General features: G+C 61.5%; 19 protein-coding genes. 8 read left to right on the top strand and 11 right to left on the bottom strand.

What is annotated here, in order from left to right; all coding sequences use genetic code 11:
- Positions 1 to 72 precede the first annotated feature (72 nt).
- Together guaA and AC1RTB_RS19685 are read left to right on the top strand one after the other, a co-directional pair.
- Complete coding sequence (guaA, locus tag AC1RTB_RS19680; protein WP_492880761.1) at positions 73 to 1,635, top strand: glutamine-hydrolyzing GMP synthase; 1,563 nt, start codon at positions 73 to 75, stop codon at positions 1,633 to 1,635.
- A 292-nt stretch (positions 1,636 to 1,927) separates the two neighbouring features.
- Positions 1,928 to 3,184 (top strand): tyrosine-type recombinase/integrase, encoded by a 1,257-nt coding sequence (locus AC1RTB_RS19685; RefSeq protein ID WP_492880763.1) that lies wholly within the window; start codon positions 1,928 to 1,930, stop codon positions 3,182 to 3,184.
- Here the strand turns inward: AC1RTB_RS19685 and AC1RTB_RS19690 are convergent.
- From AC1RTB_RS19690 to AC1RTB_RS19740, 11 genes are all read right to left on the bottom strand, one after another.
- The gene (locus tag AC1RTB_RS19690) at positions 3,138 to 3,437 is read right to left on the bottom strand and encodes a helix-turn-helix transcriptional regulator (protein WP_492880765.1); all 300 of its coding nucleotides are present in this window, start codon (positions 3,435 to 3,437) and stop codon (positions 3,138 to 3,140) included. The two genes, AC1RTB_RS19685 and AC1RTB_RS19690, sit on opposite strands and share 47 nt — an antisense overlap.
- A gap of 236 nt (positions 3,438 to 3,673) precedes the next feature.
- Complete coding sequence (locus AC1RTB_RS19695) at positions 3,674 to 4,633, bottom strand: alpha/beta fold hydrolase (RefSeq protein WP_492880766.1); 960 nt, start codon at positions 4,631 to 4,633, stop codon at positions 3,674 to 3,676.
- Complete coding sequence (locus AC1RTB_RS19700) at positions 4,630 to 5,037, bottom strand: helix-turn-helix domain-containing protein (protein ID WP_492880767.1); 408 nt, start codon at positions 5,035 to 5,037, stop codon at positions 4,630 to 4,632. Before AC1RTB_RS19700 ends, AC1RTB_RS19695 begins: the two co-directional genes overlap by 4 nt.
- Positions 5,038 to 5,381: 344 nt before the next feature.
- On the bottom strand, positions 5,382 to 6,332 hold the full coding sequence (locus AC1RTB_RS19705) for an FAD-binding oxidoreductase (protein ID WP_492880768.1): 951 nt from the start codon (positions 6,330 to 6,332) through the stop codon (positions 5,382 to 5,384).
- 9 nt (positions 6,333 to 6,341) lie between these two features.
- A complete protein-coding gene (locus AC1RTB_RS19710; RefSeq protein WP_492880769.1) occupies positions 6,342 to 6,893 on the bottom strand; it encodes a pyridoxamine 5'-phosphate oxidase family protein in 552 nt (183 codons plus the stop codon).
- 12 nt (positions 6,894 to 6,905) lie between these two features.
- Entirely contained in the window at positions 6,906 to 8,228 is a 1,323-nt protein-coding gene (locus AC1RTB_RS19715) for an aspartate aminotransferase family protein (protein ID WP_492880770.1), read from the bottom strand.
- Positions 8,225 to 9,007, bottom strand: coding sequence for an N-formylglutamate amidohydrolase (locus AC1RTB_RS19720; protein WP_492880771.1), 783 nt, complete (start codon positions 9,005 to 9,007; stop codon positions 8,225 to 8,227). The genes AC1RTB_RS19715 and AC1RTB_RS19720 overlap by 4 nt, the downstream gene beginning before the upstream one ends.
- Positions 9,007 to 10,329 (bottom strand): glutamine synthetase family protein, encoded by a 1,323-nt coding sequence (locus AC1RTB_RS19725; protein WP_492880772.1) that lies wholly within the window; start codon positions 10,327 to 10,329, stop codon positions 9,007 to 9,009. Before AC1RTB_RS19725 ends, AC1RTB_RS19720 begins: the two co-directional genes overlap by 1 nt.
- The gene (locus AC1RTB_RS19730; RefSeq protein ID WP_492880773.1) at positions 10,326 to 10,973 is read right to left on the bottom strand and encodes a cysteine hydrolase family protein; all 648 of its coding nucleotides are present in this window, start codon (positions 10,971 to 10,973) and stop codon (positions 10,326 to 10,328) included. Before AC1RTB_RS19730 ends, AC1RTB_RS19725 begins: the two co-directional genes overlap by 4 nt.
- The gene (locus tag AC1RTB_RS19735) at positions 10,970 to 11,902 is read right to left on the bottom strand and encodes a MurR/RpiR family transcriptional regulator (RefSeq protein ID WP_492880775.1); all 933 of its coding nucleotides are present in this window, start codon (positions 11,900 to 11,902) and stop codon (positions 10,970 to 10,972) included. Before AC1RTB_RS19735 ends, AC1RTB_RS19730 begins: the two co-directional genes overlap by 4 nt.
- A 27-nt stretch (positions 11,903 to 11,929) precedes the next feature.
- On the bottom strand, positions 11,930 to 13,252 hold the full coding sequence (locus AC1RTB_RS19740; protein ID WP_492880776.1) for a M20 family metallopeptidase: 1,323 nt from the start codon (positions 13,250 to 13,252) through the stop codon (positions 11,930 to 11,932).
- 256 nt (positions 13,253 to 13,508) lie between these two features.
- On the opposite strand from AC1RTB_RS19740, the gene AC1RTB_RS19745 reads away from it, so the two are divergent.
- From AC1RTB_RS19745 to ocd, 6 genes are all read left to right on the top strand, one after another.
- Complete coding sequence (locus AC1RTB_RS19745; RefSeq protein ID WP_492880777.1) at positions 13,509 to 14,750, top strand: ABC transporter substrate-binding protein; 1,242 nt, start codon at positions 13,509 to 13,511, stop codon at positions 14,748 to 14,750.
- A gap of 68 nt (positions 14,751 to 14,818) precedes the next feature.
- Positions 14,819 to 15,577, top strand: a complete 759-nt coding sequence (locus tag AC1RTB_RS19750; RefSeq protein ID WP_492880778.1) for an ABC transporter ATP-binding protein — start codon at positions 14,819 to 14,821, stop codon at positions 15,575 to 15,577.
- Positions 15,574 to 16,302: an ABC transporter ATP-binding protein gene (locus AC1RTB_RS19755; RefSeq protein WP_492880779.1), complete on the top strand. Its 729-nt coding sequence runs from the start codon at positions 15,574 to 15,576 to the stop codon at positions 16,300 to 16,302. The genes AC1RTB_RS19750 and AC1RTB_RS19755 overlap by 4 nt, the downstream gene beginning before the upstream one ends.
- The gene (locus AC1RTB_RS19760; protein WP_492880780.1) at positions 16,302 to 17,183 is read left to right on the top strand and encodes a branched-chain amino acid ABC transporter permease; all 882 of its coding nucleotides are present in this window, start codon (positions 16,302 to 16,304) and stop codon (positions 17,181 to 17,183) included. Before AC1RTB_RS19755 ends, AC1RTB_RS19760 begins: the two co-directional genes overlap by 1 nt.
- Positions 17,180 to 18,217, top strand: coding sequence for a branched-chain amino acid ABC transporter permease (locus AC1RTB_RS19765; protein ID WP_492880781.1), 1,038 nt, complete (start codon positions 17,180 to 17,182; stop codon positions 18,215 to 18,217). The genes AC1RTB_RS19760 and AC1RTB_RS19765 overlap by 4 nt, the downstream gene beginning before the upstream one ends.
- Positions 18,214 to 19,317 (top strand): ornithine cyclodeaminase, encoded by a 1,104-nt coding sequence (gene ocd, locus AC1RTB_RS19770; RefSeq protein ID WP_492880782.1) that lies wholly within the window; start codon positions 18,214 to 18,216, stop codon positions 19,315 to 19,317. The genes AC1RTB_RS19765 and ocd overlap by 4 nt, the downstream gene beginning before the upstream one ends.
- Positions 19,318 to 19,596: the final 279 nt, after the last annotated feature.

Consider the following 19,596-nt stretch of genomic DNA (forward strand, 5'->3'; position numbering starts at 1 on the left):
ATGCGAATTCGCACAGGCAGCCATGCGCAGCAAACCATTGCGCAGACTCGAATCTTTCTTTAAACGCCCGCCATGAAGAACTCCGAGCACCCTGAAACCGTCCTCATCATCGACTTCGGCTCCCAGGTGACGCAGCTGATCGCGCGTCGCGTCCGTGAGGCCGGGGTCTATTCCGAGATCGTTCCCTTCCAGTTGGCCGCCGAGGCCTTCAAGCGGATCAGCCCCAAGGCGGTGATCCTCTCCGGCAGCCCGCATTCCACTGTCGATATCGGCAGCCCGCGCGCCCCTGACGCAGTGTTTGAAGCCGGCATTCCGGTTCTCGGCATCTGCTACGGCGAGCAGACAATGTGCGCCCAGCTCGGCGGCAAGGTCGAGGGCGGCCATCACCGCGAGTTCGGCCGCGCCTATCTCGAGATCGAAGACGACAGCGCGCTGTTCGATGGCGTCTGGGCCAAGGGCACCCGCCATCAGGTGTGGATGAGCCATGGCGACCGCGTCACCTCCATCCCCACCGGCTTCCGCGTCATCGGCACTTCCAACGGCGCGCCGTTTGCGGCCATCGCCGACGAAGCCCGCAAGTTCTACGCCGTGCAGTTCCATCCCGAGGTGGTGCACACGCCCGATGGCGCGAAGCTTTTGCGCAATTTCGTCCACAAGATCGCCGGCATCGAAAGCGACTGGACCATGCACGCGTACCGCGAGCATGCCGTCGAGGCGATCCGCAAGCAGATTGGCGACAAGAAGGTCATCTGCGGGCTTTCGGGCGGCGTCGATTCCTCGGTCGCGGCCCTGCTCATTCACGAGGCGGTCGGCGACCAGCTGACCTGCATCCTCGTCGATCACGGCCTGATGCGTAAGAACGAAGCGGCTGACGTCGTCGCCATGTTCCGCGAGCACTACAATTTGCCGCTGATCCTGGTCGATGCCGCCGACCGCTTCATCGATGCGCTCGAAGGCGAGGCCGACCCCGAAACCAAGCGCAAGACCATTGGCCGGCTGTTCATCGAGGTGTTCGAAGAAGAAGCCAAGAAGCTCGGTGGTGCTGATTTCCTCGCCCAGGGCACGCTCTATCCCGACGTCATCGAAAGCGTGTCCTTCACCGGCGGCCCTTCGGTCACCATCAAGTCGCACCACAATGTCGGCGGTCTGCCCGACCGCATGAACATGAAGCTTGTCGAGCCGCTGCGCGAGCTGTTCAAGGACGAGGTCCGTGTGCTAGGACGTGAGCTCGGCCTGCCCGACAGCTTCATCGGCCGCCATCCCTTCCCCGGACCGGGCCTTGCCATCCGCTGCCCGGGCGGCGTGACCCGCGAAAAGCTCGAGATCCTGCGCCAGGCCGACGCCATCTATCTCGACGAGATCCGCAAGGCCGGCCTCTACGACGCCATCTGGCAGGCCTTTGCCGTGCTGTTGCCGGTCCAGACTGTCGGCGTCATGGGCGATGGCCGCACCTACGAGTTCGTCTGCGCGCTGCGTGCCGTGACCTCCGTCGACGGCATGACCGCCGACTTCTACCACTACGACATGAACTTCCTCGGCCAGGCCGCCACCCGCATCATCAACGAAGTCCGCGGCATCAACCGCGTCGTCTACGACGTGACCTCCAAGCCGCCCGGCACGATCGAGTGGGAATGATTCAGGCCTATCCGAACGCCGCCGAATTTACGCCATTGTACGACGTAAGTCACTGAAAACAAAAATAAATCCTGCCGATGGCGATCGACAACTATCGGTGGGTATAGTTTGGTCCTGGCGGCCCGTCTGACGGACCCTGGGCATATTGCTTAGCCGAATTTTTGAAAGTACCGTCACAGGCAATGAGGCTCGTGACGGTACTTTTTTGGTATTAAGCCATTGAATATAATGGTAAATATCTGTCGCGGAGCCCCGGATTTGTGCCGACGGTACTTTTCAGGAGGCAGTAGGGATGCTGACGGACGCCGCCCTCAAGGCATTGAAACCAAAAGAGAAGATTTACAAAGTCGCCGACCGCGACGGCATGTATGTGCGCGTCATGCCCAGTGGTGCGATCTCATTTCGCTTGGACTACAGGCTCAACGGCCGCCGGGAGACTGTCTATCTGGGCAGGTACGGGCGCGATGGTATCTCGCTTGCCCGGGCTCGGGAGAAGTGCATCGATGCAAGGCGGGCCGTAGCCGAAGGACGATCGCCTGCGATCGAGAAGCAGCGCGACAAGCGCCGCCTGAAAGAGGCCAAGAGTTTCGGCGAGTTCGGGCAGAAGTGGCTCACGGCCGCGCCGATGGCCGACAGCACGCGGGCCATGCGGCGTTCCATCTTTGAGCGAGAGCTGTTGCCTGTTTGGCGCAATCGTCTCCTGACCGAGATCACGCCAGACGATCTAAGAGCCCATTGTGGCGGTATCGTTGAGCGCGGCGCTCCCGCGACGGCTATCCATGTGCGAGACATCCTGAAGCAGATTTACGGCTTTGCGATCCTGCATGGTGAGAAGGTTTCCAACCCGGCCGACGAAGTGGGACCGGCATCGATTGCGACTTTCGCGCCCAAGGACCGCTCGCTTTCGCCCTCTGAAATTCGGGTGATGCTGAAGCAGATCGAACACGTCGCCACGCTTCCCACGATCCGTCTAGGAATGCGGCTCTACCTCCTTACGATGGTGCGCAAGAGCGAGCTGCAGGACGCGGTTTGGGACGAAGTTGACTTCGAAAATGCGGTCTGGACGATTCCGAAGGAGCGGATGAAGCGCTCGAAGGCGCATAACGTCTACCTATCGCGTCAGGTGCTCGACATCATGATCGCCCTGAAGACCTGTGCGGGAAATTCAAGATACCTTCTGCCGTCGCGATATGACGCAGATGCTCCAATGTCGCGCGCCACCTTCAACCGGATTACTTACGCAGTTGTCGAACGGGCGAAGGCGGAAGGTTTGCCCCTGGAACCTTTTACGGTGCACGATCTGCGGCGGACAGGTTCGACTCTGCTGAACGAACTCGGCTTCAACAGCGACTGGATCGAAAAGTGCCTGGCACATGAGGACGGGCGCTCGTCGCGCGGCGTTTATAACAAAGCCGAATATGAGGTGCAGCGGCGGCACATGATGCAGGAGTGGTCGGATATCTTGGACGCCTGGGTCGACGGCAAGAAGTACGTACCAACGCTTATCCCGCCGTCGATGCCGATCCTGGCGCCCGATCCGGCTCTTTGACCGGGCTCGCTCGACGTTGTTTCACGTCGGGGCCGGGCGCGCGGAGAATTGGTTTTGAGCGACGGGCCGCGAGCCATGCCTGAACCTCGCCCAGATCCCAAACCACGCATCGTGGGGTCAAAGCGAAGCGTCGCGGAAACTCCCCCCGCTGTTCCATTTCGTAAATGGTACTGTCAGCCAGCGGGATCATCTCCCGCAATTGTTGGCGCCGGATGGTACGCCGTAGTGCCGCATTAGAAGATGCCCTCGCCATGCTATGCCTCCTATCGTTTCGGGGTCTCCGAGATAGAAAGCGATAGCTCTTGAAATATGAAAGGCCTCCGGTCCGTGCCTGCGGGAATATCGCAGCGTAGCGTGCAAATCGGCGGGGCAAGTTGCGCTTCAATACATGCCGCCGCCAATGGCGCGCAGGGCGTCGAGCCGGAGAACATCCCGATCACCGGCGGCCGGGTGTAATCGTCGGCCGCTCTGTCGATTCATGAACATCCTTCAGGTCGTGCTAGGCTTCGTCGATAGGCTCCAACGGCTCTCCGACAATTCATCAGACACGGCGCGTGTCTTGGAATCATGACGGGCCCGGGCATCGTGCCCCTCCAAGCTGCGGGCCAGAAAATCGAACACGCGCTGCGACTGGTCGGGCAGGAAGTGATACCCTTCCTCAAGGAAACAGACTTCGGCATGCGGCACATGCAACTCGAGCCGGGCGCGCGTGTCATAGGAGTCGATAAGCGCATCACGTCCCCCTGCTATCGCGAGGATCGGCATTTCGAGTGCTTCCAGCGCCGCATCGCTGAGCTGCGGGATTTTGACAACGCGCGGTTTGATCGCGCGGCCGATACTATCCATGAGGCCCGAGATCGCCTCGAGATCGGTCGTTAAGTGCTTCGGTGCTGGCCCGAACACCTTTTCAAGAATCTTGCGCTTTCCCCAGGCCCCCAACAGCAAATAGGGTGCGACGGCGAGGAGAAAGTTCTTCTGCCTTCCGATGCCCGCGGGGCAGATCAGCGCCAGCGCGGAAGCTCGTGTCGGCCGCCGCATGGCGTAGTCGAGCGCTAACCAGCCGCCGAGTGATGTGCCGACCAGTGCTGCACGGGCAAGTCCAAGCCCGGTGAAGACATCGTCGAGCCATATCGCGTGGGTGTCACCAATGAGCGGCGGCCTCACCCGGGCGCTGAGGCCGGCCTCGCCGATCATGTCGACCGCATAGAGCCGGAAGCGGCTTGACCAGAGCGCGATATCCGGCAGCCAAGCGGCGCCGTTCGCCTGAGCGCCATGCAGCAGCAGCACCGGAGGCGCCGCCTCGGGACCACAGGCGAGCACGAATGTCGCGCCTTGCGAGGTCGGCAGTTCAATCTCTTGCCTCGGCACAGGCCAGTGGTCGAGCACAGCGCGGTACTCCCGCATAACCTCGGCCGCATAGGTATCGCTGCGAAAGACAGGATCACTCATCGCAACAGCCCCATCCGCAGATCGATAAGCTCAAGCAGTTTTGCGGCGTCGGACGGAGCGGCGATGAGCACGATCTTGAGATTGCCGCTGGTCGGATCGAAGGCCGTATTGACGTGCAACGGTCTGGTCTCGGCGTCGCCTCCCAGGGCCGCGGCGCCGAGGAAAGTCGCCATGCGCTCGGCCGCTTCGGTAGCTAACGCGGGAATCTCGACAATCACTGTGGCGCGGACATCGCGAGGAGGCCGCGTGCGCCCGCTCGCCATACCGGTGAAAGCGTCCAGCTTGGAGCGGTCGATACGATAAGCTTTGCCGATCCGTGTGGCCTGGAGGCGACCTTCGCGGATGTAGCGGAGGACAGTTTTGGGATGAAGCTTCATCTCCTCGGCGGCCTGTTCGACTGTCATAAGGACGTTCGACATGAAAAACGACTCCACAAAATTCCAAAATAGTCCTATATTAAGGATCAATAGGTAGCAATAGGTGACATAGAAGAGTCTGTAGTTTCTGTGACTGAGAACGCGGGCGAGGTGATGAAGGCCAGCTTCGCCGCGACCTACGCGCCGCTATGAAGCGGGGCGACAAAGGCGAAACGGCACTGCTCCGGGAGCTAGTTGCCGCGCTCGACAATGCCGAAGCTGCGCCGCTTCGAGAGGAACGTCCATCGGTCGACCGCTATGCCTTCAGCGCCCTAAGTGTATAGGACCGAGCTGTGCCAGCACCTCGCCGACCGCTGACGGTGGCGCTATGATCACGCCGGCTGCGTCTGGTGCACGAACTCTTCGTTGAAGATGTCGTCCTGGCGCAGGCCAAACTCGCGCAGCGCCTTGCGCGCTGCGCCGACCATTCCGGGCGGTCCGCAAAGATAGGCTTCAGTGTCCTCTCGCAAGGGCACGCCGGTAACATGGTTGATGCCGGCGACTGGATTTCCTGTTTTGCCCGGCCAGCTTGCGTTGGTCGTGTCGGCCGTCAGCACGATCTCCAGCGCCAGTTCGCTCGCCAGCTCCTTAAGTTCGTCGATGGCATATGCGTCCTGCGCATCGGCGAAGCCCAGCACCAGGCTCATCGGCGGCGGCGATGTCCGGTCGATGCAGCGCAACATGGCGAGGACCGGCGCCAGTCCGGTGCCGCCGGCGACGAACAATTTGGGCCTCTTGCTGGCGCGCAGGTAGAAGATGCCGAACGGGCCGCGCACAGTGAATGCATCCTGCGGCTTGGCCCGAGAGCCGAGGTATTCGGCCATCGCCCCACCGGGAATGTCGCGCACATGCAGGATCTGTTCGGCCTCGCTTGGGCTGTTGGCCATTGAAAAGCGCCTGGGGCCATCGATGCCGGGGAACGTCGCTTCCACGAACTGGCCCGGCAGGAATGGCAGCGGAAATTGCAGCCGATACCTGATCTCCCAGACCGAGCGCGAGACGCGCTGAAAGCTGTTGATCTTGGCGCGGCGCAGTGTGGGCGGCGACACGTCGGCCCGGCGATAGGGCACGACGGCCTCAAATCCGCTCTGCGCCGGCTCGACGCAGAGCAGCACCTCGTCGCCGTTGGGGCGGCGCGCCACACAGGTCCGGCAAGTGCCTTCGCGGCAGCTGTGAGCCAGGGCGTTGCCTGCCTGTTCGGCGGAGGTCAGCACCGAACCGCCAGGTGCCGGTGCAAAGGTCATGACTTCGCCATCGGCGAAGGTGATCGAAATCGTGTCCATCATGCTGGCCTAGAAATCGTCGGAGACGTAGCCGGTCGAAAGACCGTCGATGCTGACGACATTGTTGCTCAAACGGTAGGCCTCGAGGTTGTTCTCGCCCTTGGCTTCGGCCCACTCGATCAGTTCATTCCGCTCCTGCATCTCGCCGATGACGGGAATGCTCCAGCCGCATGACGTCGCCACGCTCTCGACGTGAAGGCGGAAAATCTGACGGGTGCCCGGTAGACATGGGAACAGCGCCAGCATCCCCTCCCACTCCGGATGGTCGGGTCGCAGCAGATCGGCCTTTCCGTAGAGCCGAAGCGTCATCGCCTCGCCGGTGAAGGCACAGAACAGCATCGTCATGCGGCCGTTCTCGGTGACGTGGGCCGCAGTTTCGTTACCGCTGCCGGTCAAATCGAGATAGGTCACAGTGCGCGCGTCGAGCACGCGCAGCGTGTCCAGGCCCTTGGGCGACAGGTTTACCCGTCCATCCATGGGCGCGGTGGCGACGAAGAACAGCTTCTGTTCCTCGATGAAGGTACGGATGTCGGGTGGAATTTCCTTCCAGCTCAAGCCCATTCTGCTCGCTCCTCACCACATCATGAACGAGGCCACGTCCTTGTCGGAGACCTTCCCGGCAAGCACGTCCTCGATCGATTGTCCGACGATTGCGACACCTTCGGCTGCCTCGTCCTCGCTCAACGTCAAGGGCGGCATGAATTCGAGAACATTTGCCTTGAGCCCGACATAGGTGAAGGCGGCGCCTAGCTGGTAACCGCGATAGATGATCTTGGCGGTAGTGGTGGCTGGCACCGGTTCGCGTGTCTTGCGATCCGCCACGAGGTCGACGCCAACGGCAAGACCGCGACCTCGAACATCGCCGATGATATCGTATTTCGCGCCAAGCCCCCGCAAGCCGTCGGTGAACAGCTTGCCCATCCACGCCGACCGTGCGGCCAGGTTTTCGCTGGCAATGGTCTTCAGCACAGCGTTGCCGGCAGCGGTGGCGACGGGATTGCCCGCAGTGGTCTGTAGGGCGAAGGCCGGCGCGTGATCCATGATAGCGCTGGGTCCGACAACGGCCGACAATGGGAGGCCGCCGCCAAGGCCCTTGCCGAACACCACGAGATCGGGCGTCAGCCCTTCATGCTGGAAGCAATGCATCAGTCCGCTGCGCGCCAGACCGACCTTGACCTCGTCGACGACGATCTTGATGCCGTGACAGCGGCAGCGTTGCTGAAGGCCAGGGAGGAAGCCGGGTGGTGGCACAATCAAGCCACCGTCAGACATCAGCGGCTCGATGAAGATCGCCGCGACCTGGTCAGGCGGGCAAGTGGTCTCGAATTGGTAGTCGAGCAAGGCGAGCACGTCGTCGGCGCTGAACCGGGGCCGGAAAGGGTCGGGATAAGGCAAAAGCAGAACACCAGGTCGCGGCAAGGTATGGGTCATGGCCGTATGGCCGCTGATGCCCATCGAGCCCGACAGGTTGCCGTGATAGGAGCCGATGAAGGAGATGAAGCGTGAGCGCCTGGTCGCAGCCTGCAGTACGCGTACGGCGCAATCATTGGCGTCGGACCCAGAGTGCCCGAACCAGACGCGCCTTTCGCCTTCGCCCGGCGTGACCGCCAAAAGCTCTTCGGCAAGCGAGACGGCCGGTTCATTGGGGTAGAGCAGGAGGCTGGCGCCGGCCATATCGCGAACGGAACGTTCCACTGCCGCAACGATCGCTGGATGCCCGTAGCCAAGAATGGCTGGGCCGGCCGATCCGGAGAGGTCGAGCACCTCGCGCCCACCTTCCTCGATCAGGCGATTGCCGCGTCCCCCAACCAGGCTCAGCGGCGAAAACCTAAGCCTGCCGATCTCGGCGATGACCTTGGCGTCGCGTTCGCGCAGGGACAGACCAGATTTGCTCATGCCATCATTTCTCCACTGAGAGCCGGCAGGGCAGCGACCAGTCGGTTTGCCCATTTGTCGATTTCGCCGGCCGATTTCAGCAGGTCCTGGCGGATCTCGATCAGCACGGCTTCGTGGCCGCGGTCGTCGCCGTGGACCGGTATGGCGTAATCGGAATTGCGGTTGATGACGTAGGGCACGTTGGCGTCAACGTTGAGCCCCGGCTCTCCACTGCGGAGACCGGCAATCAACGCTTCGGCCAGATCAGTGGCGGCGGCAAACAGCACGCCCGCGTGCCATGGGCGGGATACGCCGAGATAGGTTGGCGTGAAGCTGTGTACTGTCAGAATGCGTGTCGGCTTGCGATCCTTCTCGCGATTGTCGAGATGCTTGCTCACTCTGTCATGAAAGGGCTTGAACATGACGGCCTCACGGAGCGCCCGTTCTGAATCCTTGATGCCGGCATTGCCGGGGATGGCGGTGTCTTCGGAATGTATAGGGATGCTACCTTCCGACCCGAGTGGTCTGTTCAGGTCGATCAGCAGCCGCGAGTAATTGCTGAGAAAGGCCGGAGCATCGAGCAGTGTCGACAGCCTGCGCGTCAGCATTGCCGCGCCGATGTCCCAGGCGATGTGTCGTTGCAGGTCGAGTTCGGAAAGCCCCAGACGAGTATACTCGACGGGCATGTGATTGGACGCGTGCTCGCACAGCAGCACGATGTCCGAGCGGCCGGCCTCGTTGAGTACGGCGACGGCCTCTGGCCAATCATCGGTCCGGCTATGCGTAGCATGCTGTGACATCAATAGAGCGTCCGGTAGAGCTCGCAGATCGCCGCCGCGTCCTGGCTGGCGAGCTTGGCAATCTCGGCGCGCTTGACGCCGACAAAGGTTTCGATGAACACCGGCGCGAACCAGCTGGTCACAGTGGCGTTGTCGAGCAGCACATCGAGCGCGGCATCCAGCGTCTGCGGCAACCTGACAAGGCCGAGTGCCGCTCGCTCACCGTCGCTCATTAGTGTCGGGTCGTCGGAGACGAGCGGCGGCACCGGTAGCTTATGAGTCATGCCATCGAGCCCCGCGCGGACGATCGCCGCAAGCGCCAGATAGGGATTGGCGGTGGCGTCGGCCGCTCGGTATTCAATGTTGAACTGCTTGGCTGGGTCGCGGCCACCGATAGTCACCGTCGGACAGATGCGCAGCGTCGCCTCACGGTTCTTGTCGGCGAGCCAGGTGTAGGACGAGCTCCAGTTGTGCGGCGTCAGGCGGTAGTAGGACGGCACGCTTGCGGCGGTCAGACAGGTGATCGCAGGGAGATGCTTGACGATCCCAGCGCAGAACGAGCCTGCCGCTGCCGACAGCCCGCCGGGACCCTTTGGATCATAGGTGACTGGCTGGCCAGCCTCGTCGACGAAGCTGAAATGGATGTGGACGCCGTTACCGACAGCCGATGGCGCTGTCTTGGGCGCGAAGCTGGCGCGCCAACCGAAATTGCGTGCCACCTCTTTGGTGATCTCGCGGATCGCCACCGCGCGGTCCGCCGCGGTCAGCGCGTCGGTGGGGGCGTGCGTGATCTCGAACTGGTCACTGCCGAACTCGGCGATGATCACTTCGGGTGCGACGCCAGCTTCCTCAAGTGCCGCCATCAGATTGGGCGCGAACGGATCGGTCCGGCGCAGCGCGTCGACCGAGAACGAATGTGCGGTCGGGAAATTGGCGCCGAAGATCTGGAATTCCTGCTCGAAGGTTGCGACCACCGAAAGGCCGGTCGCCGCCTTCAGGTCGGCCAGGGCTTGCTGCAGCATGGTACGAGTGCAGCCGAGCCAAGGCGTGCCGTCGAGTTCGACGATGTTGCCCGCAATGATGTCGAACGGCGTGGCCGAGCCGGTCAAGTCGGTCTTGTAGCGCGCTTTGAGGTCGGGAAGGATCCTGAGGTCGCCCTCCGAACCCCATGGATTTGGATCGGCGATCGAATTGAACGGCGTCAGCGACAGATTGGCCTGGAGCCAGCCGATGCCGGTTTCTGCGACCTTGCCAAGCTTGCTTTCGACGACCGAGCGGCCGCGTGTCACCGCGGCGAGGTCGGTCGTCACCACGGCGACCAGGGGTTCGAAACGGTTGGTCATGCCTTATTTCCTAAAGCGTTGAAACGGGCGACGACCGTCGCCGTATCGGCGGTCCAGCAGTAGCCCTTGAAAGCGGAGAGCGCGGTGTCGTGGCGCAGCTGGGAGAAGGATGCGCACGCATCGGACACGCATGTGACGCGGTAGCCCTTGTCGGCGGCGTCGCGCACCGCCATGTCGACGCACTGGTCGGTCATGATGCCGGCTATGACCAACTGTCGAACGCCGAGGTTACGCAAGATGTAGTCGACATTCGTCGAGTTGAAGATGCCCGACGAGGTCTTTGGCAACATGATCTCGTCGCCAACCGGAGCGAGGCTCGGAACGGGCAGTCCCTCGGCCATGCTCGGCGGCACGTGCATCGGGGTCAGCTTGTGGTCTAGTGAGCGGTCGCGGCCGTTCTCGGTGAGGCTCTGGATGATGGTGTGCAGAACCTCGACACCATTGTCGCGTGCCGCCGCCAACAGCCGCTCGGCATTGGGGATGGTCCGTGTCGCGGTCTCGCGATAGAAATAATGGTCAGCGGTCAGGTCGGCATGATCTGGGTCGAGGCCGGGTTCCAGCCATATCCGTTGCATGTCTACGATCAAGAGGGCCGTTGCTCCCGGCTGATAGGGTGCATCGCGCCCTGGCAAGGTCTCGGTCATTGCTTGGGTTCTTTCTTCGAACGTTTCGGGCCAAACAAGCCGGAGCCAGCGTCCGGCTCGGTCGAGGTGCGCCTTGTGCTGTCGAGTGTGACGGCATTGGCATGCCGCACGTTTTCGAGATCAACGATGCGGGCCCGGGTGGCTTCGCTCATCGTTGAAACAATGTGGGCGACAAGCGCTTCGATCTGCGCCACCGCCGGGGCCATGCTGTCGTAGGGCGACTCGACCTCCAGCTGGCTGACAATGACCACTTCGGCGAGATCGGCGATTGGCGACAGCCACGGGTCGGTGAAAAGCACGATGCGCACGCCCCGCGCTGCGGCCTGCCTCGCATAGGCGACGACGTCGAGCTGGTAGCGGCGATAGTCGAGAACGACCAGCACATCGCGCTTGTCGAGGTCGACCAGCGTGTCGAAATCCTGGGCCGAAAGTGACGCCACCTCGCGGATTCCAGGGCGGAACTGCATGAGATAGCCGGCCAGCATGCCGGCGACATGGCGGCTGAAGCGGCCACCGATCAGAACGACCTGGCCTTTCGCTTCCATGATCAGCTTGGCGGCGCGGTCATAGGTCTGTGGCGGGGTCGCGGTGGTCGACTTGTCGACGCAGGCCGTCACCGATTTCAGGTAGGAGATGATCACGGCGTCCTGGCTGCCGTCAGGACTTTTGGCCCCCATCATCTCTAGCGGCGAATGCAGTCGTGCCTCAACTTCAGCGAGCAGCTTCGACTGGAAGTCGGCGATGCCGTCGAAGCCGAGCTTCATCACCAGCCGCACCACGGTTGGGTCGCTTACCCCGGCGCGTCGTGCCAGGCTCGTTGCCGTCCCCAGACCCGACGTCGGATAGTCGGTCAGCAGCAGCCGCACGATCTTCTCCTCGGAAGGCGTCAGGGAGAGGTCCTCCCGCATCAGCACGTCCCTAATGGCCATTAATGTCTCCAGCGCTCGACAGCACGATCAGATTTCACGCAGGCCGCAGAACTCGGCGATCGTGCCTGCCAGCACCTTGGTCGTTTCGACGAGGCTGTCGATCTCGACATATTCGTCGATGCCGTGCAGGCCGTCGCCTGAGCATCCGTAGATGACGCAAGGTATGCCGGCTCCGGAGTAGTGGGCGGCGTCACAGACGCCGGCCATCGCCGAAATCTCGACGGGCAGCCCGAGCGCCTTGCGCTGGCTGACCAGCGACTGGACGATGGCATGGTCGACGGGCGTGTCGAGAGGCGGAAAATGCAGCCCCTGCAGCTCCCAGATGACGCGCGGCGGATTCTGCCTGAGGAAGGCGTGCTGCGAAGCGAAGGCGCCTACGAAAGCTTCAAACTCGGCGCGGACGGTTCCCTTCTTCTCTTGCGGCAGGAACTTCAGGTCGAGATCAACGACGAAGGCATCGGGGATGATCGCCGGATTGGACAGCAGCGTCGGCTTGCCGTCGGCATCAGGCGAAACGCCGCCAATGACGACGCCTGGGTTGATGGTGGTGATGCCCGGCGGCAGCAGCGGGTGGAACTTGTTCATGCCCCATTCGCGCTCGAACTCGCGCAGGGCCATGATGAACAGGGTGCCAAGTTCGATGGCGTTGACGCCTGGCTCAAGCCGTTTTGGGTTGTCGTGGCGCTGCGGGTAGATGGTGTTGTAGCGCCAGCCCGCATGCGCGCTCTTGCCTGGAATGGCAACGCGGACCCATTCGAGCCCACCCGCCGCCGGTAGGATTTCGCCCCATGTCGGCTCGGTGACGATACCGGCGCGGGCCTTGGGCATTGTCTTTGCGGCGTGTGCGGCGCCAAAGCCGCCTGCTTCCTCGTCGACCACGGCGTGGAAATCGATGCGGCCGATGGGCCGGAAACCGGCCTTGCCGATCGCCCGGACGGCCGCAGCCATCGCGGCGATGCCGCATTTCATGTCGATCGCGCCGCGGCCCCATACCCGGCCGTCGCGGATCTCGCCGCCGAATGGATCGACAGTCCACTTCGCCTCGTCGACCACCGGCACAACGTCGATATGGCCGTTGAGAAGCAAGCTCCGCTCATCGCTACCGGCAAGCGTACCGATCAGATTGGGGCGGTTGGGGAACACGTCTTGCTGCTGCGTGCTCAAACCTATTTCTTCAAGTACGCGAGCCAGATGCGCTTGCACCTCGGGCTCGCGGTTGAGTTTTTCATTCGCCTCGAACTTCGGGTTGACGGAGGGAATCCTGACTAGGTCGCGCGTCAGGCCGACGACGAAATCGCGTTCCTGCTCAACGACTTTCTGGATGCTTTCAATGGCCGTTTCGATGCTCATGACTCTCCCCGTTCTTGCTCTGTGGCGTATTTGAGCTGTAACCCAACGACGAAGAGAATTCTACAAGAAAATAGAATATCGTCAATCTTGAAGAGCTATTGACATAATCGCGACGATGGTCTTACCTCACGTCAAAGCGGGAGCCCGCAAGAAAAAAAGCCGTCGGCAAAAGCGGCGCCAGCACATCAAGCAAGTCAGATCGCCGGGGGCCTCGATCGTCGGCGACGCCAATCTGTTTCAACAATGGGAGAGTGAAATGAGTACCAAACGTCTGATGGCGGCCCTGCTGGCCACATCGATGCTCGTCGCCGGAATGGTGCCGGGAAGCGCCCAAGACAAGACGACCAAGATCGCATTGCTTGCTCCGGTTTCCGGCAAGGCTGCCGCTGATGGCGCCGAGATGGTCAATGGCGCGCGAATGGCGGTCGACGAAATCAACTCTGCCGGTGGTGTTGCCGGCTACAAGCTCGAACTCGTCGTCGGCGACATCCAGGATTCAACGCCCGACGTCGTCACCAGCGTCTTCGAGCGTCTCGCCGGCGACCGCGACGTCAACGCGATGGTATCAGGTTACACCAGCACGACAAATTTCGAGATCGAGTTGATGGCGGAGCAGGAGATGCCCTATATCATCGCCGGTAACAGCGCTGAAACACGCGCTATCATTTCGGCCGCGCCCGACAAATATCCGACCGTCTGGTCCTATATGCCGACCTACGACGCCTATGAATCTGAGCTGGTCTCGGTTGTCGACGGCTTCGAAAAGGCTGGCAAGCTGCCGCTCGACAACAAGAAGGCGGCGTTGATCTCGTCGGACAATCCCTATTCCAAGACGATCATGGACGGGCTGAAGAAGAACTTCGAGGCTGCCGGCTGGACAGTGACTTCGACCGATCTTCTACCGTTCGGCGAAATCAACGACTGGCGACCGTTCCTTGCCAAGGTTCGCGAAGCCAAGCCTGCGGTGATCGTCAACACCGACTACATTTCGGCCAATGCGGCGACGTTCTTGACGCAGTTCCTCGAGCAGCCGACCAAGAGCCTGGTTTTCATCCAGTACGCGCCGTCAGTTCCTGAGTTCATGGAGCTGACCAAGGATAAGTCCACCGGCATCATGTACAACATGATCGGCGGGCTTTACGGCACCAACGGCGACAACAAGCGCGCCACTGAGGTGGTGTCCAAGTACAAGGCGAAGTACGGCGCCGAGCCGGGCGGTTATGGCGCCCATCTCTATGAGCAGGTCTACATCTATGCCGATGCCCTCGCCAAGGTTGGCGACCCGGCCGATAGGCTGGCGATCGGCAAGGCCATCGGCGAAACCGACAAGCAGGTCGCTATCGGCCGTATCGCCTTCGATACCAAGACGCATCTCGCGCTCCAGGGCGCCGATGCCGTGCCAATCCTGTTCTTCCAGCTGTGGGACGGCGATCGCAAGCTTGTCTATCCAGCCAACCTTGCCGGCGCCGAGTTCCAGACACCGCCCTGGATGAAGTGATGTTTCACGACTTCCGACTGCCGGTGCGCATGGCGTCCGGCCGTCACCCCTCTTTGAGGAAAAGAGATATGAACGCATCGCCAGATCAAAATGGCGCTCTCCTGCAAGCGCGTAATGTTACCCGTCGGTTCGGCGAACTGGTCGCCGTCAACGACGTGTCATTCGACGTGCTCAAGGGTGAGATCTTCGGCATCGCCGGCCCCAATGGCAGCGGCAAGAGCACGCTGTTCAACATCCTGACCGGCATTCCCTTCGGTCCTTCCGGTGGGCGGATCATCTTCAAGGGTGAGGAGATACAGCGTCTTCCAGCCTATCGGATTAGCCAGGCTGGCCTTGTCAGGACTTTCCAGAAGGACGCAGAATTTCCGACCATGACGGCGCGTGAAAACGTCGTTTGCGGTGCAGTCTATTGTGGCAGGTTGCGAAGCGAGGCCGCGCAGGATGCAGCCGATGCCGCGCTCGAGGCTGTCGGTTTCGACAAGCAGCGCCAGTCGCTGCGGGCGATGGACCTTTCGGTCTATGAACGCAAGCAACTGATGATCGCGTCCGCCATCGCCGGTAATCCGGCGATGCTGTTGCTAGACGAGCCGGCCGCCGGACTGACCAAGCCCGAGATCAAGGAACTCGGCGATCTCGTGCTACGCATCCGCGACCGGGGCGTGACGATTATTCTCATCGAACACGTCCTGACTCTGCTTCTGAAAGTGTCGGAACGGCTGATGGTTCTCAACCAGGGTGCCGTGCTGGCGCATGGCGATCCGCACGAGGTGGTGCGCGATCAGCGCGTGGTCGAGGCCTATCTCGGCAAACGGGAGCTTGTCCTATGACACAGGAACCTGCGCTTGAAGTCGCCGGTGTTCGTGCCGGTTACGATAGCTACGACGTGTTGATGGGGGTGTCGCTCAAGGTCGGCGCCAATGAGCGCGTCGGACTCTTTGGTCCCAACGGTCACGGCAAGACGACACTCCTGAATGCGATCTCAGGGGTCATCAAGCCACGCGTCGGCACCATCCGCTTTCTGGGTGGCGAGATTGCGGGGAAGTCGCCGCAGGCCATCGTCGATCGTGGCCTGATCCATGTTCCCCAGGCCAATCTGCTGTTTCCGCAGATGGAAGTGCTGGAGACGCTTGAACTCGCCGCTTTCTGCAAGCGCGCCAAGCCGGAAAAGTCGGCCAATCTCGACAAGGTCCTGCAGCTGTTTCCGCGCTTGAAGGAGCGCCGGCGCCAGCAATGCAAGACGCTGTCCGGCGGCGAACGGCAGATGCTGTCCATCGGTGTCGGCCTGATGTGTGCGCCCAGGATGCTGATGCTGGACGAGCCGACGCTTGGCCTGTCCCCCAAGCTCAAGGATGAGCTTGCTGTTGCCATCGGCGAGATCTCGCAGACCGGCATCCCCCTTTTGCTCGTCGAGCAGGACATATCGTTCGTCCTGTCGCTCGCCGACCGGATGTATCTCGTCGACCACGGCGAGATCACCCGCGAGGTCAGCAAAGGCCAGGACGTCGACCACGAACAGATAATGCAAATGTATTTCGGCGAGGAGCACGCATGATGAGCCTTGATGCTTTCAGCGCCCTGCTTGTCAGCGGGCTGGTGCTGGGTTCGATCTACGCGATGATGGCCAGCGGCCTGTCGCTTGTCTGGACAACGCTCGGTATCTTCAATTTTGCCCACGGCGTCTTCATGGCGCTTGGCGCCTATGTCGCCTGGTCGGTTTCGGATGCCGCCGGCCTCAATCTCTGGCTAGGCTTTGCCATCGCCATGTCGGTGGCCTTCATGGCGGGGCTCGGCATTCTCATCGAGCGCACGGTGGTGCGCCCGTTCTACGGCCAGCGCGACATGCTACTGATCACGGTCATGACGACACTCGCGGTCATGATGTTCCTGGAAAAGGGCATCCAGATGCTGTGGGGCCCGCGCCTCAAGCAACTGCGCCCGATCGTCGAAGGCAAGGTTTCACTTCTCGGCATCACGATCTCCGCCCAGGAAGCGTTCATCATCGTCATCGCACCGCTGGTGCTGGCGGCACTGTGGGCATTCCTGCGCTGGACATCGACGGGCAGGGGCATTCGCGCCGTCGGCCAAAACCCCGACGCAGCCAAGCTGATCGGCATCAATGCCCCGGCGATGTTTGCCGTCACATTCGCGCTCTCCGCCGTGCTTGCCGGCTTCACCGGCATCCTGCTTGGCTCGCTCAGATTGCTGACGCCGGGACTTGGTGCCGAACCGCTGATCAAGGCCTTCATCATCGTCATCTTCGGCGGCATGGGCTCCCTGGCTGGGACCGTCGGCGCTGCTTACATCATCGGTCTCGTTGAAGCTTTCCTGATCACCACGGTCGGTTTTTATTGGGCTCCCTCGGCATTGTTCCTCATCCTCATCGCAGTGCTTTTGGTGCGGCCCGAGGGTCTGTTCGGAAGGAGGGTTGCATGACCCGCTCACTCGCTGGCAACCGCACACTGGTCATTGCGGCAGCACTTGCCATCGCGGTGCTGATGCCCTTCTTCGTCCAGGACACCTACTGGCGGCACCTGTTCATCATCGCCTTCATCTACGCGATGGTGGCGTCGAACTGGGACCTCAGCCTCGGTTATGCCGGCATCTTCAACTTCGGCCATGTCGCCTTCTTCGGCGTCGGCGTCTATGCAGCGGCCCTTGCGACGAAGTTCCTCGGTGTCGATCCCTGGATCGCCATCTTCCTCGGTGGGCTTGCCGCTTCGCTTGCCGGCGCGCTTGTCGCGCTGCCGGTGATCAGGCTCAAGGGCATCTATGTGGTCCTGGTGACCTTCGCTTTTGGCCAGCTCGTTTTGCAGCTGGTGTTGAGCCAGTCCGAAATCACTGGCGGCACGCAAGGTATCGTGCGCATCCCCCCGCTCGAGGCATTTGGCCACAGCTTCCTGCGCGATTTCAAGTTCGGCTACTATTACGTGGCGCTTGGCCTTCTTGTCGTGTCGACAATCTTCCTGCGCTTTGTCGTCGCGTCGGATTTTGGCATGTCGTTGCGGGCTTTGCGCGACAACGAGGAATATGCGGTCGCCCGAGGCATTCCGACCGGGCTGCAGCGTCTCAGGGTACTGGTCGCCTCCGCCTTCTTCACCGGCGTCGCTGGCGGCTTCTTCGCCGTCTACCTTCGCGTCGCCTCGCCGGAGATCTTCGGCTTTCCGGTCCAGTCCTTGGTACTTTCCATGGTTCTGGTCGGCGGCACCGGCACGATCTACGGACCGATTGCGGCCGCGATCATCCTGACCTTCGCGTCCGAGATGCTGGGCAGCATCGAAGGGCTCGACGAGGGCCGAGTGATGCTGATCGCCATGGCGATGATCGTCGTTCTGCTATTCTTCCCCAATGGATTGGCCTCGATCTGGCGGCTGCGTTCGCAACGCGCCGCGCTGACTGACAAGCAAGATACGGAAGCCGCTTCGGGCGCAAGCCGGATGATCGAGAATTCCGCAGGAGCATCGCGATGATTTCGTCCCCCGTTACCCGCCCGGCGCAACCTCCAAAGACGACCGCGCCTGGCACGCTGGCCATCGTTCCCTTCGTCAGCGTCGACAACATGATGAGGCTGGTTCTTGCCATCGGCGTCGAGCGTTTTCTGATCGAGCTCGCAGCCTATATCGAGGATGATTTCAAGCGCTGGGCACTTTTCGACAAGACCTCGCGTGTCGCCTCGCACAGCCTGGACGGTGTGATCGAACTGATGCCGACCAGCGATGGCAGCCTCTACGGCTTCAAATATGTCAACGGCCATCCGAAGAATACGCGTGACGGCCGCCAGACCGTGACCGCATTCGGCGTGTTGTCGGATGTCGGCAGCGGCTATCCGATACTGCTTAGTGAAATGACCATCCTCACTGCGCTGCGCACGGCTGCCACCTCGGCGGTCGCCGCAAAACATCTCGCACCACAGAATGCCTCTTGTATGGCGCTGATCGGCAACGGCGCTCAGTCGGAGTTCCAGGCCCTGGCGTTCCGGGCGCTACTCGGTATAGATAAGCTGCGCCTCTATGACATCGACGTTGCAGCGTCGCGCAGATGCGCCAGCAATCTTGCTGGTTTAGGCTTTGACATCGCCATCTGCACCTCGGTGCAAGAAGCGGTCGAGGGCGCGCAGATCATCACCACCGTTACCGCCGACAAGCAGTATGCCACGATCCTCACAGACAACATGGTCGGCAGCGGCCTGCACATCAACGCGGTCGGTGGCGACTGTCCCGGCAAGACGGAGCTGCACCGCGACATCCTGCTGCGATCCGCCATCTTTGTCGAATACACCCCGCAGACGCGGATCGAAGGCGAGATCCAGCAGCTTTCGGCAGATCATGCGGTGACGGAATTGTGGGAGGTCATCACTGGCCGGACGCTAGGACGCGCCAATGCCCAGCAGATCACATTGTTCGACTCGGTAGGGTTTGCGACCGAGGATTTCTCAGCACTGCGCTACGTCCGTGATCAGCTTGCCGCCACGGGCTTTTACTCCGAACTCGATCTCATTGCCGACCCCGACGAGCCGCGCGACCTGTTCGGCATGCTGCTGCGTATGAAAAGCACCAGCGCCGCGCTTTGAGGGAGTGATCGCGGCGAGGGCAGTCCCTTTTTGCGCGTAAGGTCTGAGGTCAGCCCAGGTGCGGGTTTGGTTTGGTTATAGGTAGCTCAGGACGTCGTGATCCTTAATGACAGCATAGCGCAGAGTATTGCCTTCGGCCGTAACGCTGACTCTGCCCTGGATGCGGACACCGAAGCACGGATATTCGCTACGTTGCGAGCGCTCCCTTATCCAATCACGATATGCGCTATTACACATCGCAAGGAAGTAATATCAGTTGGAGATAATGTAATTAATCCT

The sequence above is a fragment of the Aminobacter sp. GW821-FHT11F06 genome (assembly GCF_058808215.1).

What these genes read in the sequence shown, in the direction of transcription:
- AC1RTB_RS19710 (WP_492880769.1), bottom strand. Translation starts at nt 6,893, where the DNA reads ATGGGCTTGAGCTGGAAGGAAATTCCACCCGACATCCGTACCTTCATC.
- ocd (WP_492880782.1), top strand. Translation starts at nt 18,214, where the DNA reads ATGATTTCGTCCCCCGTTACCCGCCCGGCGCAACCTCCAAAGACGACC.
- AC1RTB_RS19725 (WP_492880772.1), bottom strand. Translation starts at nt 10,329, where the DNA reads ATGACCAACCGTTTCGAACCCCTGGTCGCCGTGGTGACGACCGACCTC.
- AC1RTB_RS19755 (WP_492880779.1), top strand. Translation starts at nt 15,574, where the DNA reads ATGACACAGGAACCTGCGCTTGAAGTCGCCGGTGTTCGTGCCGGTTAC.
- AC1RTB_RS19715 (WP_492880770.1), bottom strand. Translation starts at nt 8,228, where the DNA reads ATGAGCAAATCTGGTCTGTCCCTGCGCGAACGCGACGCCAAGGTCATC.
- AC1RTB_RS19735 (WP_492880775.1), bottom strand. Translation starts at nt 11,902, where the DNA reads ATGGCCATTAGGGACGTGCTGATGCGGGAGGACCTCTCCCTGACGCCT.
- AC1RTB_RS19760 (WP_492880780.1), top strand. Translation starts at nt 16,302, where the DNA reads ATGAGCCTTGATGCTTTCAGCGCCCTGCTTGTCAGCGGGCTGGTGCTG.
- AC1RTB_RS19685 (WP_492880763.1), top strand. Translation starts at nt 1,928, where the DNA reads ATGCTGACGGACGCCGCCCTCAAGGCATTGAAACCAAAAGAGAAGATT.
- AC1RTB_RS19700 (WP_492880767.1), bottom strand. Translation starts at nt 5,037, where the DNA reads ATGACAGTCGAACAGGCCGCCGAGGAGATGAAGCTTCATCCCAAAACT.
- AC1RTB_RS19730 (WP_492880773.1), bottom strand. Translation starts at nt 10,973, where the DNA reads ATGACCGAGACCTTGCCAGGGCGCGATGCACCCTATCAGCCGGGAGCA.
- AC1RTB_RS19765 (WP_492880781.1), top strand. Translation starts at nt 17,180, where the DNA reads ATGACCCGCTCACTCGCTGGCAACCGCACACTGGTCATTGCGGCAGCA.
- AC1RTB_RS19720 (WP_492880771.1), bottom strand. Translation starts at nt 9,007, where the DNA reads ATGTCACAGCATGCTACGCATAGCCGGACCGATGATTGGCCAGAGGCC.
- AC1RTB_RS19705 (WP_492880768.1), bottom strand. Translation starts at nt 6,332, where the DNA reads ATGGACACGATTTCGATCACCTTCGCCGATGGCGAAGTCATGACCTTT.
- AC1RTB_RS19690 (WP_492880765.1), bottom strand. Translation starts at nt 3,437, where the DNA reads ATGGCGAGGGCATCTTCTAATGCGGCACTACGGCGTACCATCCGGCGC.
- AC1RTB_RS19740 (WP_492880776.1), bottom strand. Translation starts at nt 13,252, where the DNA reads ATGAGCATCGAAACGGCCATTGAAAGCATCCAGAAAGTCGTTGAGCAG.
- AC1RTB_RS19750 (WP_492880778.1), top strand. Translation starts at nt 14,819, where the DNA reads ATGAACGCATCGCCAGATCAAAATGGCGCTCTCCTGCAAGCGCGTAAT.
- AC1RTB_RS19745 (WP_492880777.1), top strand. Translation starts at nt 13,509, where the DNA reads ATGAGTACCAAACGTCTGATGGCGGCCCTGCTGGCCACATCGATGCTC.
- guaA (WP_492880761.1), top strand. Translation starts at nt 73, where the DNA reads ATGAAGAACTCCGAGCACCCTGAAACCGTCCTCATCATCGACTTCGGC.
- AC1RTB_RS19695 (WP_492880766.1), bottom strand. Translation starts at nt 4,633, where the DNA reads ATGAGTGATCCTGTCTTTCGCAGCGATACCTATGCGGCCGAGGTTATG.